At 70.3% G+C, this 13,124-nt stretch carries 12 protein-coding genes; 3 read left to right on the forward strand and 9 right to left on the reverse strand.

Annotation, left to right across the window (positions count from 1 at the left end; genetic code table 11):
- Window positions 1–22: 22 nt before the first annotated feature.
- Window positions 23–1,003 (reverse strand): GlxA family transcriptional regulator, encoded by a 981-nt coding sequence (locus AC3A3J_RS00070; protein ID WP_487670316.1) that lies wholly within the window; start codon window positions 1,001–1,003, stop codon window positions 23–25.
- 87 nt (window positions 1,004–1,090) lie between these two features.
- Between AC3A3J_RS00070 and AC3A3J_RS00075 the strand changes: the two genes are divergently transcribed.
- Both AC3A3J_RS00075 and AC3A3J_RS00080 read left to right on the forward strand, forming a co-directional pair.
- Window positions 1,091–1,252 carry a hypothetical protein gene (locus AC3A3J_RS00075; protein ID WP_487670317.1) on the forward strand — a complete coding sequence of 54 codons (162 nt, stop codon included), beginning with the start codon at window positions 1,091–1,093 and terminating at the stop codon, window positions 1,250–1,252.
- Between the two features lie 99 nt (window positions 1,253–1,351).
- Entirely contained in the window at window positions 1,352–2,098 is a 747-nt protein-coding gene (locus AC3A3J_RS00080; protein ID WP_487670318.1) for a hypothetical protein, read from the forward strand.
- Window positions 2,099–2,189: 91 nt separating this feature from the next.
- Here the strand turns inward: AC3A3J_RS00080 and AC3A3J_RS00085 are convergent, their stop codons facing one another.
- Window positions 2,190–3,401, reverse strand: a complete 1,212-nt coding sequence (locus AC3A3J_RS00085; protein ID WP_487670327.1) for a glycosyltransferase family 4 protein — start codon at window positions 3,399–3,401, stop codon at window positions 2,190–2,192.
- 5 nt (window positions 3,402–3,406) lie between these two features.
- Complete coding sequence (locus tag AC3A3J_RS00090) at window positions 3,407–4,618, reverse strand: glycosyltransferase (protein WP_487670319.1); 1,212 nt, start codon at window positions 4,616–4,618, stop codon at window positions 3,407–3,409.
- A 135-nt stretch (window positions 4,619–4,753) separates the two neighbouring features.
- Between AC3A3J_RS00090 and AC3A3J_RS00095 the strand changes: the two genes are divergently transcribed.
- Window positions 4,754–5,341: a hypothetical protein gene (locus AC3A3J_RS00095; protein ID WP_487670320.1), complete on the forward strand. Its 588-nt coding sequence runs from the start codon at window positions 4,754–4,756 to the stop codon at window positions 5,339–5,341.
- A 147-nt stretch (window positions 5,342–5,488) separates the two neighbouring features.
- Here AC3A3J_RS00095 and AC3A3J_RS00100 read toward each other — a convergent pair whose 3' ends face one another.
- The 6 genes from AC3A3J_RS00100 to AC3A3J_RS00125 form a co-directional block, all read right to left on the reverse strand.
- Complete coding sequence (locus AC3A3J_RS00100) at window positions 5,489–5,956, reverse strand: GNAT family N-acetyltransferase (RefSeq protein WP_487670321.1); 468 nt, start codon at window positions 5,954–5,956, stop codon at window positions 5,489–5,491.
- A gap of 198 nt (window positions 5,957–6,154) precedes the next feature.
- The gene (locus AC3A3J_RS00105) at window positions 6,155–7,516 is read right to left on the reverse strand and encodes an ABC transporter substrate-binding protein (protein WP_487670322.1); all 1,362 of its coding nucleotides are present in this window, start codon (window positions 7,514–7,516) and stop codon (window positions 6,155–6,157) included.
- A gap of 34 nt (window positions 7,517–7,550) precedes the next feature.
- A complete protein-coding gene (locus AC3A3J_RS00110) occupies window positions 7,551–8,507 on the reverse strand; it encodes a carbohydrate ABC transporter permease (RefSeq protein WP_487670323.1) in 957 nt (318 codons plus the stop codon).
- On the reverse strand, window positions 8,507–9,469 hold the full coding sequence (locus tag AC3A3J_RS00115; RefSeq protein ID WP_487670324.1) for a carbohydrate ABC transporter permease: 963 nt from the start codon (window positions 9,467–9,469) through the stop codon (window positions 8,507–8,509). The genes AC3A3J_RS00110 and AC3A3J_RS00115 overlap by 1 nt, the downstream gene beginning before the upstream one ends.
- Window positions 9,470–9,632: 163 nt before the next feature.
- Window positions 9,633–11,264 (reverse strand): fucose isomerase, encoded by a 1,632-nt coding sequence (locus AC3A3J_RS00120; protein WP_487670325.1) that lies wholly within the window; start codon window positions 11,262–11,264, stop codon window positions 9,633–9,635.
- A 37-nt stretch (window positions 11,265–11,301) separates the two neighbouring features.
- Window positions 11,302–12,798 (reverse strand): FGGY-family carbohydrate kinase, encoded by a 1,497-nt coding sequence (locus tag AC3A3J_RS00125; RefSeq protein WP_487670326.1) that lies wholly within the window; start codon window positions 12,796–12,798, stop codon window positions 11,302–11,304.
- Window positions 12,799–13,124: the final 326 nt, after the last annotated feature.

Genomic DNA, 13,124 nt, shown 5'->3' on the forward strand with positions numbered 1-13,124 from the left:
GGGGGCGGACGGGGGGACCGGGTCAGGAGGCCAGGGCGGGGGCGGATGCCGGGACCGCGCACGAGAAGCGGGCGCGGTACGCCGTGGGCGTCGTACCGAGCACGCGGGCGAAGTTCTGCCGCAGCACCGCTGCTGACCCGAAGCCGCACTCCTCGGCGATGCGGTCGAGGGGAAGGTCGGTGCGTTCGAGCATCCGCTGCGCGTGGATGATGCGCTGCCGGGCGAGCCAGGCCGCGGGCGTCGCCCCGTATTCGGCCTTGAACCGACGCGCGAAGGTGCGCGGCGACATGAGCGCTCGGGCGGCGAGCTGCTCGACGCCGAGGTCGTCGCGCAGGTGCTCCACCGCCCAGTCGGCCACCGCCGCGAGCGAGTCGCTCGGCACGACGGGGATGGGGCGATCGATGAACTGCGCCTGTCCGCCGTCGCGCTGCGGCGGCACGACCATGCGGCGAGCGATGCGGTTGGCGAGTTCGGCACCGAGCTCGACGCGCAGCAGGTGCAGGCACGCGTCGATGCCGGCGGCCGTGCCCGCGCTCGTGATGACCCGGCCGTCCTGCACGAACAGCACGTCGGGGTCGATCTCGACCTCGGGGTACATCGCCGCGAGCGTCTCGGAGTACATCCAGTGGGTGGTCGCGCGGCGCCCGTCGAGCACCCCCGCTGCCCCGAGGATGAACGAGCCGCTGCAGATCGTCAGCACCCAGGCCTCGCGCTCGACGGCGTGCCGGGCGACGTCGATCAGCAGCGGGTCGATGTTCGTCCAGCACTCCCGCGGCACGGGGCAGAACACCACGAGGTCGGCCTCGTAGGCGAACGTCAGGTCGTGCTCGACGTTGATCGAGAACCCGAGCTTCGAAGTCACGACGCCGGGGTGCGGCGCGACGACGCGGAAGTCGAAATTGGGCACGCCGTCGGACGACCGGTCGAGCCCGAACGCCTCGCAGGCGAGCCCGAACTCGAACGGCGCGAAACCGTCTTGGACGATGCAGGCGACGGTCTTCATACGCGCTCCCCGGTTTGGCAGGATTCCTACGGATACCGTCCGTGCTGCCACTCGTGGCAGATATGGCACTTCCGTAGCGTTTCTGCCATGGTACTCCTCCTTCTCCTCGTCGCCACCGTCATCTGGGCCGGCACCGCCACCGCCGTCGAACTGCGCCGCGACGGCTACCGCGCCACCCCCACCGACTGGAGCCGCGTTCCCCCGAGCGACCCCCTGCAGCGCGCGGAGACCGCGCACGGCTACCGCTGACCCCACCGACCACGCCGCAGCCTCCCGCATGCACCGCATGCCCGGAATCCCCGTGCCCGCCCATCGCGCCGCGAACCCGCGGGGGTCTACGCTCGGGTCATGAGCGACCCGCAGCAGCCGTCCTTCCGGCCGTCTCCGTCACCGCACTTCGGCCAGCAGCAGCCCAGCGCCCAGCAGCAACCCACCCCGCCGTACGGCCCGCAGGGCCCGCAGGGCCCCCAGGGCCCGCAGGGCCCGCAGGGCCCGCAGGGCCCGCAGGGCCAGCAGCCCACCCCGCCGTACAACCCGCAGGGCCAGCACGGCCAGCACAGCCAGCAGGGCCAGCAGGGCCAGCAGGGCCAGCAGCATCCGACCCCGCACTTCGGCCAGCAGCCCGGCGCCCAGCAGCCCACCCCGCACTACGGACAGCAGCCCAGCGCGCAGCAGCCGTTCGGACAGGCCGCGCCGCAGCATCCGGGCCACTACGGCACCCCGCAGACCCCGCCCGCATACGGCCGACAGCCGTACCCGCAGAACACCGGCGGCACGGGCGGCACGGGCGGCGGACTCGCGCGTCTCGCGTTCATCCTCGCGCTCGTCGGGTTCGCGATCTCGACCCTCTACACGCTGATCTACCCGTTCATCTTCCTGGCGCAGCCGATGGACTACGAGGGCCTGGGCGTGCTCGGCTTCGTGGTCAACCTCGTCGGCTTCCTCGCCGCCGCAGCCGCGCTCACCCTGGGGCTCATCTCTCTGCGACGCACCGACTCACGCTTGCTCGCCGGCATCGCGATCGGCGTCGGCGGCGCGCAGGTCGTCGGCGTGCTGGTGGGCTGGGTGAGTTCACTCTTCTACGCGCTGGGCTGACCCGGCTCTGCTCCCGCGTGCTCGCCGCGAGGCCTCGCATCTGCCGTGAGACACCACGGCGCACGTGGGGTCTCACGACAGAAGTGGTGTCTCACCGCGCGCCGAGCACCCGCTCGTACACCTCGACCATCGCCGCCGTGCGGCTCGACTGACGGAACGCCTCGGCGACCTCGGGCGACGGGGTCGGCGCGCGGCCGGCACTGATATCGGATGCCGCGGCCCGCAGCGTCTCGGCGAGCGCAGCGACGCGACGCGGCTCGTCGGCGCCGGCATCCGGAACCGCCCAGAACCCGCTGCCCAGCTCGGCGGCGATGTCGGGGTCGCTGATGATCGACGGCGTCCCGAGGGTCGCGGCCTCGAACGGGGTCATGCCCTGCGTCTCGAAGCCGATCGACGTCTGCACGAGAGCATCCGCGGCCGCGATGCGGGCCAGCGTCTGGGGGTAGGTGAGGCGCCCGGCGAAGCGCACGCCGTCACGGCCGGCGACGATGCGCTCGGCGGCCGCGCGCTGCCCTCCTCCGCCGATCACCTCGAGCTCGGCGTCGACACCCGAGGCCACCCACGATTCGAGGAACGGCAGCAGCCGCTTCTCGGGACTCATGCGGCCGAGCCACACGAAGCGCGGACGTCCGGGCGGGCGGGTCGACGGAGCATCCGCCAGGGTCGCGGCGCGCACGTCGTCGTCGATGCCGTTCCAGACGACGTCGACATGGTCGAACACCCCGTGCTGCTCGAGCCGCCGCGCGAAGTGCGTCGACGGGGCGGTGACGGCGGATGCCGCGGCCGCGAGCCCCCGCAGGAACGCCCATCCGTCACTGCCGCCGACTCGCTCGCCGACGCCGCGCAACGCGGCTCGACGCCAGGCGTTCAGCACGGCGAGGGCCGGACGATGCAGCGGGGTCACCGCGGCCATACCGACGTCGACGCGGTTGTGCATCGTGTGCACGACGGGGATGCCGTGGCGGTGGGCGTAACGGTGACCGATGAACGCACCCCAGAAGTCGGCCTGCACGTGCACCAGGTCGACGGCGGGACGAGCGGCCATCGCCCGATCGAGCATCCGGTCGGTCGCCCTCCCCGGCCAGCTCATCGCGTATTCGCGGTCGAGCGTGATGGGCATCGAGGGCAGGTCGAGGTTCCCCGGGTGCGGGGCGGCTCTCTGCGCGCGAGCGCCGTGCATTCGCGGCGCCACGACCGTGACCGTGTGCCCGGCGCGTTCGAGGAACTCCCGCTGCAGCCGCATCGACACCTGGGCACCGCCGAGCGAGTCGAGGTGCTGGTCGCCGAAGAACACGACGTGCATCGGCGTCACTCGGGCAGGGGGGCGTCGCGGTACAGCGCCTCGAACGTGTCGAGCGTGCGGTTGATGTCGTGGATGGCGACGCCGTCGAGCGAGGCCTGCTGCATCCGCTCGTACTCCGCCGCGTCGGCCGTCAGCACGTCGGTGAGGCGGGCCGCCAGCTCGTCGGCGTTGCCGGGTTCGAACAGGTAGCCGTTCTCGCCGTGGTGCACGAGGTGCGGCAGGGCTACCGCATCCGCCGCGACGATCGGCAGCGCCGACGCCATCGCCTCCATGGTCGCGATCGACTGCAGCTCGGCGATCGACGCGATCACGAACAGGCTGGCGCGCGAGAGCACGGCCCGCAGCTCCTCGTCGGTCGTGCGGCCGTGGAAGGTCACCCGGTCGGCGAGGCCGAGCTGGTTCGCGAGGTTCTCGAGCTGCTTGCGCTGGTCGCCGCCGCCGACGATGTCGAACGTGGTGCCGAGCGCCGGGTCGAGCTTCGTCATCGCCTGCAGGATGACCTCGATCTGCTTCTCGGCGGTGAGGCGTCCGACGAAGACGATGCGGTTCTGCTCGCGCGGGCCCACCACGGGCGTGTACTGCGTTCGGTCGATGCCGCAGCTCACGGGGATGACGCCCTTCACCGCGACGGTCTTCTCGAGGAAGTCGGCGGCGCGACGGGTCGGCGTCGTCACGGCGCGCGCGAGGTCGAAGGTGCGCTTGGCGTCGGCCCACGCGTGCTTCAGGATGAAGCGGTTGATGGCATCGGGCATGGTCGTGTGCTCGAGGATGTTCTCGGCCATCACATGGTTCGTGGCGATCACCGGGATGCCCCGCTGGCGCGCGATGCGCGCGAGACCGCGACCGATCACGATGTGCGACTGGATGTGCACGACGTCGGGGTTCACCCGGTCGAGCACCGTGCGCGCGTAGTGCTTCGAGCGCCACGGCCACACGAAGCGCAGCCAGTCGTGGGGTGCCCAGCGCACCGAGGGCAGCCGGTGCAGGGTCATGCGCTCGCCCTCGATGATCTCGGTGTGCGGGCGGGCGCGGCGATAGGCCTGGTTCGGCGCCGAGACGTGCACGTCGTGTCCGCGCTGCACGAGACCGGCGGCGAGCCGCTCGGCGAAGCGGGCGGCTCCGTTGATGTCGGGCGCGAACGTGTCGGCGCCGATCAGGATGCGCAGCGGCCGCTCACCGGCGGATGCGCTCGTCGGGTCGGAGGGAGAATCAGACATGCTGCCTTACGGTAAGCGGTCGAGGAGTGCCCGGCGGGGCGGCCCGTGAGGGCGCTGGCCACTCTACCCGAGGGCCCTGCGGGCGCCGGAGAGGCCCACCGGCATCCTCTCGGGTCGAACGTCTAGCGTGGGGGCATGCGACTGATTGCGGATGCCGACCCCACGCTGTGGATGCCCGTGACCGACTCCCTGGGCTGGCGGGGGCGGCGTCATCGCAAGGCCGCGATCCGCATGCTGCTCGGCCAGGCGAACCAGGCGCTCGGGGTGACGGGACGCCCGGGGTCGAAGCTCGGCGCGTGGGCGATGAGCCAGGCGGCGCCGATGCTCATGAAGCGCGCCGACGGGCGGGTGCTCGTGTGGACGTGGAAGGCCGAACCCGACCTCGTCGTCGCGATGGCGACCGTTCAGCAGCTCACCCCCGAGCTGCGCATCGCCCGGGCGTCGATGCCGATGGAGTACGACGACACGGTGACGTTCCGCACCGCTCTCGGTGCCGGCGAGAAGCTCATCGTGCCGGTGCCGCCGTCGCCGAATGCACCGCCGTTCGCCACCTACACGTGGGACACGGGGTCGCACCTCATCACTCTCACCGCGATCTGCAGCGACCGCGAGCGCTTCGGCACGGTCGAGGGCGCACTCGACGACCTCGCGCGGAGCATCCGCATCGCCGACGACCTCACGGGCGGCGAGTCGCCCGACGTGCTCCGCCTCCCGCCCGCCTGACGCGCTCTCCCCCTTCTTCCCCACCCCCGTTCCCGTCGCATTTTCTGTCGCCTGAATCGCCGAGAAGCGACAGAAATCGCGACGGGAGCCGAAAAGGGCGGGCGGCGGGGGCCGAAAGGGGCGGGCGGCGGGGGCCGGCGGACGGGGTCAGGGGTGGAGGCGCATGCACACGAGCGAGGGGCGAGCATCCCACGGGGGCACGGGGGTGAAGCCGCGCGATGCGTAGAGACGGATGACGTCGGTGCGCCACTCCCAGACGGAGAGGCGCACTCGGCCCCGGGCTGAGGCCACAGCGGCATCGAGCAACGCGGAGCCCACGCCCCGCCCGCGCACCTCCGGGGCGGCCCACAACCGCTTGATCTCCGTCTCGCCCTCGACCTCGCGCAGCACGACGACGCCGACGACCTCGCCCTCGATCTCGGCGACCCATACCGAGCAGTCGGCGTAGGCGGTCAGCGGGTCGTCGACCTCCGCCGCGTACGCCGCGGGGAGCCCGACGGTGGGGGCGGCGACTCCGTGCGCGACCTTCTCACTCTCGGTCTGCCGGAGGTACTCCCCGACGAGGCGGCTCACCGCCCCCGCATCCGTCCCCGCCAGTTCCGCCTGTCGAATCATCCCCCCAGTCTCCCCCAGTCCCCCAGTCCTCCCAGACCCCCCAGTCCTCCCAGTCCCCCCAGTCCCCCCAGCCTCCCCCTTGCCTCCCCCTCCGGCCTCCTGCTCCGGTCGCAATCTCTGTCGCCTGAAGCGCCGAGAAGCGACAGAAAGTGCGACGGGAGCGGAAAGGGCGGGTGACGAGGGGAGGGAGGGGAAGGGTCAGCCGGCGGTGGCCTTGTCGTAGGCGCGCATCGCGGCCTGCTGGGCGTCGGCCAGAGCATCCTCGGGACTCTTGTCGCCGAGCAGCGCCGCGGTGATGGCGTTGTTCAGCTCGTTCTGGATCTCCTGTCCGGCGGGCGACGATCCGAACGACCGGCCGTAGTCGACCACGTCGTAGTAGGTCGAGATCACCTGGTCGAACCCGGCGTTGCCGCTCTCGACCACGTACTCGTCGCGCAGGCGCTGATCGGCCGCGGGCGATCCCGTGAACAGGCCCGTGTTGATGCCGCCGTCGGCCTTGCGGGTCTCGGCCCGCGCCGCGCCGGCCTCGTCCCACGCCTCGTCCGAGGTGAGCTCGAGCATCCACGCGCACGCGGCGGCGGGGTTCTTCGCGCCGGCGGGGATGACGAATGCGGTTCCCGAGGCGACCGAGAACGGCTCGCCGTCGGCGTCGCGGAACGGCACCGCCTCGAGCTGCACCTGGTCGACGTACGGCGACAGCACGTTCGGGTACCACTGCGCGTTGACCTGCGCCCCGACCTGACCGGCGACGTACTGGTTGTTGTCGCCGAACGTGTCGAACGAGTCGGTGAAGCTCTTCACTGCGGCGAAGCCGCCCTGGGCATCCGTGATCTGCTTCAGCATCTCGATGCCGGCCACGTTGCTCGGGTCGTCGAGGGTGGGCTTGCCGTCCTCGTCGTTGAGCTGCCCGCCCATGGCGAGCACCCACAGGCCGCTCTGCCCCGTGGCGACGGGGTCGAAGCCGAGCCGGGTGGGCACGCCGTTCGACTCCTGGTACATCTTCTCGATCGCGGCGAGCAGCACGTCGGGCTTCGACGTGTCGATCTCCTCGGCCGTCACCCCTGCCTCGTCGAGCACGGCCTTGTTCAGCAGGATCGCGGGCGGCTGATAGAACTGCGGCACGCCCCACACGGCGTCGTCGTAGGTGACGTCGTCGACGACGGCCTCGTACCAGTACGAACGCGGGTCGACGTCGTGCGCGTCGAAGCAGGCGTCGAGCGGCATGATCAGGTCCTGCGCGGCGTAGGTCGTGACGTAGCGGCGGTCCATCTGCACCACGTCCGGAACGTCGCCCGAGGCCAGGCGCGTGGTGAACTTCTGCGCGTCGAACGCGGTCGCGTCGAGGTCGACCTCGACCCCGTCGAGCTGCGCGGCGGCGTAGTCGAGGCGCGAGGTGCCGACGTCGTCGGCGTTCTCGAAGCCCCAGGCCGACAGGGTCCCCTCGGGTTCGGCGTCGAAGTCGGCGTCGGCGGCCTGGCCGCCCCCTCCCGACCCGCATCCGGCGAGGACCACGACGGATGCCGTGACGAAGGCTGCGGCAGCGGCTGTTCTGCGCATCATGTGCATTTCCTTTCTCGGCGGCGGCGGATGCCGCTCATCCCTTGCGCCCCTGGGTGGCCACGCCCTCGATGAAGTACCGCTGCCCGAAGGCGAACAGCACGAGCATCGGGAGGGTGACCAGCAGGGCCGCGACCATGACGTACTGGTAGTCCCCGTGACCGCCCGCGGTGGGGCTGTACTTGGTCATCGCATAGGCGATGCCGAGCGGGGCGGTGAAGTCCTCGGGAGAGCCCGCGTTCAGGTAGATGAGCGCCGACTGCAGGTTGTTCCAGCTCGCCTGGAACTCGAAGAGGAAGACGATGACGAACGACGGGATCGACAGGGGCATCGCGATGCGCCAGAACATCTTCCAGTAGCTCGCGCCGTCGAGTCGAGCCGCCTCGAACAGGTCGCGCGGCAGCCCGAGGAAGAACTGCCGCTGCAGGAAGATGTAGAACGCCGATCCGAAGAGGTTCATGCCCCACAGCGGCACCCAGGTGCCGAGCATCCCCGTCTGCTTCCAGATCAGGTAGATCGGGATCATGGTGACCGCGCCGGGGAGCATCATCGTCGCCAGCACGAGGCCGAACAGCAGCCCGCGCCCCGGGAACCGGAAGTACGCGAACCCGAACGCGACGATGGAGCTCGAGATCGACACGGCGGCCGCGGCGAGCAGCGCGATCATGACGCTGTTGAACATCCAGTTCGTCAGCGGCAGCTGGTTCCACACCTCGACGTAGTTCTCGGGTGTCGGCGTCTTCGGGATGAGCGCGTTGTCGAACACCTCGCCGCGCGGCTTGAGGCTCGCGGCGAGCAGCCATACGAAGGGGTACAGGAACAGGGCCGCGAAGCCGATGAGCAGCACGAGACGCAGGATGCGCCCGACGACGCTGCTCTCGCGGGCGGCGGCGTTGCGCCGACGCCGGCGCTTCTCGGGCACCGTGACGACCGTGGTCGACGGCTCCCGCGGCGGCTCGACCGACGGCGGCAGGGGGCGGTAGGACGTGGACATCAGCGATCCGCCTCGTAGTAGACGAACTTGTTGCCGAACTTCACCTGGATGACCGTGATGATCATGATGATGACGAACAGCAACCAGGCCATGGCGGCGGCGAATCCGAAGTCGAACTGGCGGAACGCCTGCTGGAACAGGTAGATCGCGTAGAACAGCGAGGCTTCGGGCGACGAGTTGCTCTGGTCGCGCCAGAACAGCACGTACGCCTGGTCGAACACCTGGAACGCGGCGATCGAGAGCACGATGACGTTGAAGAACATCGCTCCCGAGATCATGGGCAGGGTGATCGAGAAGAACCGGCGCACCGGGCCCGCACCGTCGAGCGAGGCGACCTCGTAGAGCTCGGTCGGCACGTTCTTGAGGGCGGCGAGGAAGATCACCATGGTGCCGGCCACGGTCCACAGCGTCATGAGCACGATGCTGGGCTTGATCCAGGCGGGGTCGACGAGCCATTGCGGCCCGTCGATGCCGAACAGTCGCAGGAATTGGTTGACGGCGCCGGAGTTGCCGTTGAGCAGCAGGAAGAACATCGCCGCCGTCGCGACCGCCGGGGTCATCTTGGGCAGGTAGTAGAGGGTGCGGAACACGCCCGAACCCCGCCGTACCCCGGCGAGCAGCATGGCGAGCACGAGCGCGACGATGATCTCGAGGGGCACCGCCATGACGGCGTAGAAGAGGGTGTTGCCGAGCGAGACGGCCACGCGCGGATCCTCGAAGAGGTTGGCGTAGTTGGCGAAGCCGATGGGCTTGGCGGAGTTCGTCGCGAGGTTGTACGAGCTGAACGAGATGACGAGGCTGTAGATCATCGCGCCGGCGGTGAAGATCGCGAAGCCGATGATCCAGGGCGAGATGAACAGGTACCCGGCGATCGCCTCCCGCCGGTTGTAGGTGACCTTGCCCCGCCGCGCGCGGTCGAGCCGCTTCGCGGCACGCCGCTCCGTCACGGACTGGTCTGACATGAGCGCGACAGTAGAAGCGCCTCTCCACTTCCGCGCGGGGGTTGCAACTTCTCTTCGGATGTGATTCCGCTGTGAATCGCTTCTCTGCCGAGGGACGACCTGGTAGTGGAGACGGAAGAGGGGCGGATGCCGCAGCATCCGCCCCCTGTCACCCCTCCGGGGCTCAGACCGCGACGTCTCCGACGAGGTTGACCTTGATGCCCATGCCGTTCAGCATCGCCGCCTTGGCAACCAGCGCCTTGTCGGCCGTCTCGGCGTCGGGGGCGTAGACGAGCTGCGCGTGGTTGGCCTTGTGGCGAGCCATGAACTGGTCGCGCGAGATGCCGTGCAGCACGACGTGCGCGATCGGCCACTCCGGGTTGGTCGCATCCTTGCGGCGCTGGGTCTCCTCCTCCGGAAGCTCGATCACCGACGCACGGAAGACATCGGCCTGCAGGATGCCCTCGGCGATGAACACGCGCGACAGCACGACCTCGCCCGGCTTCGAGACGCCGTTGATGGTGGCGCCGCCGGCCGGGAAGAACACGTGGCCCTGGCGCCAGCCCTCGGCGTTCTGCCATCCGCCCAGGTGCGAGGCCGGAACGGAGCCCGAGATCTCGTACACCCACACGAACTGCCCGTCGTAGTCCTCGCCCCAGCGCACGTCGTGCAGCGTGTTGTCGGGCACGAGACCCATCGCCCGCCACACGCGGTCGGTGACGAGCGCGTCGACCGCGACGCCCTCGTCGGCTTCGTTGAAGTGCGGGAAGGCGCGACCCTCGTGCAGCACGCGCGAACCGTCGCGCGAGGTCACCGGCGGACGCTCGGTCGAGTTGAGGATGCCCTCGGCCAGGTCGGAGGCCGGAACCAGGTCCTTGAGGCCCTGCTGGTACTGGATGCCGACCGCGTCGAGCCCGAAGTCGTCGGCGATGCGGAGGGCGGCGATGTACATCTTCAGCTGCCACTGCACCTGGTCGCGGGTGAGTTCGGTCGCGGCGTCCTCGCCGTAGCGGAAGGTCATGCCCGCGTCGATCAGCCAGTCGTAGGCGGCATCCGCCTCGGCATCGGTGACCTCGAGCATCTCGGCGTACAGCGCCGACTGCGACAGGCGCTCCTTGTAGATGCCCGTGGCGTTGAGCAGCTCGTCGTCGAAGATGGCGTTGTACATGCCCATGCAGCCCTCGTCGAAGACGCCGATGATGGCCTTCTCCGCGAGCAGCTCGGCGGCGAGCGCCTCGCCCAGCTCCTTCTCGGGGCTGTCGGGCAGGGCGGGCAGCGCGCGCACGTGCGAGGCGTCGTGCGTGATCGACCCGGTCTCGGTCCACTCGCGGATGCCGGCCCGGAACCACTCATCGGTGAAGTCGACCGACCAGATCGTGGCGTACGGCTTGTCCATCTTCGTCAGGCCGGCATTGAGGCCGAGCAGACCGACGAGCCCGGGCCAGTCGCCGGCGAAGTTCGCGACCGTGAGGATCGGTCCCTCGTGGGTGCGGAGGCCCGCGAGCACGTGGTGGGAGTACTGCCAGACGGCCTCGGCGACGATCAGCGGAGCATCCGTCGGAATGTTCTTGAACACCTCGAGGCCCATGCGCTGACTCGAGATGAAGCCGTGACCGGTCTCGGGGTCGACGTCGTTGGCGCGCACGACCGTCCAGCCGAGGTCGTTCAGCACGCCGGTCACGCCGGCTTCGAGCTCGACCTGGGTGGGCCAGCCGGCGGTGTTGGCCGACTCGCGCAGGTCGCCCGAGGCGATGAGGTAAGCGGTCTTCGGGGCGGATGCCGGGCGCGATGCCGGCGTCGGGAGCGTGTAGCTCATGGTTCCTCCGTTGCGGGTGGGCGGGTTCGTTCGAGGGTCAGGGGCGGGCGGCGCCGCGCTGGTCGGCGGCGAGTTCGTGCACCACGTCCTTCGTGCCGGCGTAGAGGCGCACGTACCGGTCGAAGAGGGTGTCGTACGCCGCGCGCAGGTCGGCGTTCGGGGCGATCGTCTCGGTCACCGGGTTCCAGTCGGTGATGAGCGGGGCCTCGCCGTCGGGCACGACGGCGACGGCCGCGAGGAACGCGGCGCCGTAGCTCGCACCGATGGTCGTCGCCGGCACCTCCTGCACGAGACCGGTGACGTCGGAGACCACCTGCAGCCAGAGGCGACCCTGGGTGCCGCCGCCGACGGCGACGATGCGGCGGATGTCGGCACCCGCCGCGCGCATGGTCTCGACGTTGTGCCGCACACCGAGCGCGGTGGCCTCGAGGGCTGCGCGGTAGAGGTCGCCGCGGGAGTGCTCCAGGGTGAGGCCGGCGATGACGCCACGGGCATCCGGGTCCTGGATCGGGGTGCGCTCGCCCGCGAAGTACGGCAGCAGGAGCAGGCCGCGCGCGCCCGGCCCCGACGCCTCGGCCTCGGCGAGCAGCTGCGGGTAGTCGGCGTCGGTGAGGTCTTTCAGCCAGGCGGTGAGCGCGCCCGAGGTCGAGAGACCGCCGGCGAGGTTGCGGGTGCCGGGGAAGGCGCCCGCCGTGGTCCACATCGACGGAGTGCGGAGGGTCTCGTCGCCCGTCGCCACGAGGAACATCGTCGTGCCGTACATGAGCATGAGGTCGCCGACCTCGTGGGCGCCGACGCTGACGGCCTCGGTCCAGGCGTCGATCGTGCCGGTGATGACGGGGGTGCCGGCGGGGATGCCCGTGAGATCGGCCGCGGCCGGCGTCACCGTGCCGGCGACATCTCCCGCCCAGGCCAGCCGGGGCTGCACGATCGCCGTGGCGTACCGGCCCCAGAACGGCGCGTGCCAGCGCTCGTGCTCGATGTCGTAGAGGGGCGAGACCTGGCTGGCCGACTGGTGGTCGAGCACGTAGGCGCCGGTGAGCTTGCGGGCGAGCCACGACGCCGGCATGAAGAGGCGGCGGGCGCGGGCCCAGGCATCCGGCTCCTCCTCGGCGACCCAGGCGATCTTCGGGCCGCCTGCCTGCGAGGTGAGCACCGAACCGCCGACGCGGGTGATCTCGTCGACGCCGAGGTCGGCGGTCATGCGCTCGATCTGCGCCGTGGCCCGGGTGTCGACGCCGTAGAGGATGGCGGGGCGCACGGGCTCGTCGTTCTCGTCGGCGAGCAGCACGCACGGTCCCATGCCGCTGACGCCGACCGCGGCGATCTCGGCGTCGGGGTGCGCGGCGAGCAGTTCCTGGGCGAGCGAGACGAACTCGTCCCACCAGATCGCGGCATCCATCTCGACCCAGCCGGTGCGCGGTCGCGACACGTCGTGGCTCCGCGTGGCCGACGCGACGATGGTTCCGTCGTCGGAGACCAGCACACCCTTCGTGCTCGACGTCCCGACATCCACCCCGAGGGTGCAGCGCATGGTGTCCTCCTCGATCATGCTCGGGACGAGCGTAACTGAAATCGATTTCACAGCGCAAGCGGCGTTGCTGGTTGCGTAGTCACTATGACGTGTTCGCGGTGACGGACGGACCGGGTGCCTCCCGGCGGTCAGCGCCGAATGGACCGGATCGCTGCGATGAGGATTCCGAAGGCGAAGACCGAAACGGGCTCTTCACGAACGAGGGTGTAGTCGGTTGAGCGCGTCGATGACCGGGTAGGGGTCGAGGTCTCCCGGATGATGGAAGTTCTTCACGCTTGCCATCCCGAAAGACCTCGACTTGCTCCACCCTACGTTCGCGACCCCTG

The sequence above is a fragment of the Microbacterium sp. Soil_N32 genome (genome assembly GCF_057655505.1).

Coding starts and splice junctions, on each gene's coding strand:
- AC3A3J_RS00100 (WP_487670321.1), bottom strand. CDS start 5,956: ATGATTCGACAGGCGGAACTGGCGGGGACGGATGCGGGGGCGGTGAGC.
- AC3A3J_RS00095 (WP_487670320.1), top strand. CDS start 4,754: ATGCGACTGATTGCGGATGCCGACCCCACGCTGTGGATGCCCGTGACC.
- AC3A3J_RS00090 (WP_487670319.1), bottom strand. CDS start 4,618: ATGTCTGATTCTCCCTCCGACCCGACGAGCGCATCCGCCGGTGAGCGG.
- AC3A3J_RS00080 (WP_487670318.1), top strand. CDS start 1,352: ATGAGCGACCCGCAGCAGCCGTCCTTCCGGCCGTCTCCGTCACCGCAC.
- AC3A3J_RS00075 (WP_487670317.1), top strand. CDS start 1,091: ATGGTACTCCTCCTTCTCCTCGTCGCCACCGTCATCTGGGCCGGCACC.
- AC3A3J_RS00110 (WP_487670323.1), bottom strand. CDS start 8,507: ATGTCCACGTCCTACCGCCCCCTGCCGCCGTCGGTCGAGCCGCCGCGG.
- AC3A3J_RS00125 (WP_487670326.1), bottom strand. CDS start 12,798: ATGCGCTGCACCCTCGGGGTGGATGTCGGGACGTCGAGCACGAAGGGT.
- AC3A3J_RS00120 (WP_487670325.1), bottom strand. CDS start 11,264: ATGAGCTACACGCTCCCGACGCCGGCATCGCGCCCGGCATCCGCCCCG.
- AC3A3J_RS00085 (WP_487670327.1), bottom strand. CDS start 3,401: ATGCACGTCGTGTTCTTCGGCGACCAGCACCTCGACTCGCTCGGCGGT.
- AC3A3J_RS00105 (WP_487670322.1), bottom strand. CDS start 7,516: ATGATGCGCAGAACAGCCGCTGCCGCAGCCTTCGTCACGGCATCCGTC.
- AC3A3J_RS00115 (WP_487670324.1), bottom strand. CDS start 9,469: ATGTCAGACCAGTCCGTGACGGAGCGGCGTGCCGCGAAGCGGCTCGAC.
- AC3A3J_RS00070 (WP_487670316.1), bottom strand. CDS start 1,003: ATGAAGACCGTCGCCTGCATCGTCCAAGACGGTTTCGCGCCGTTCGAG.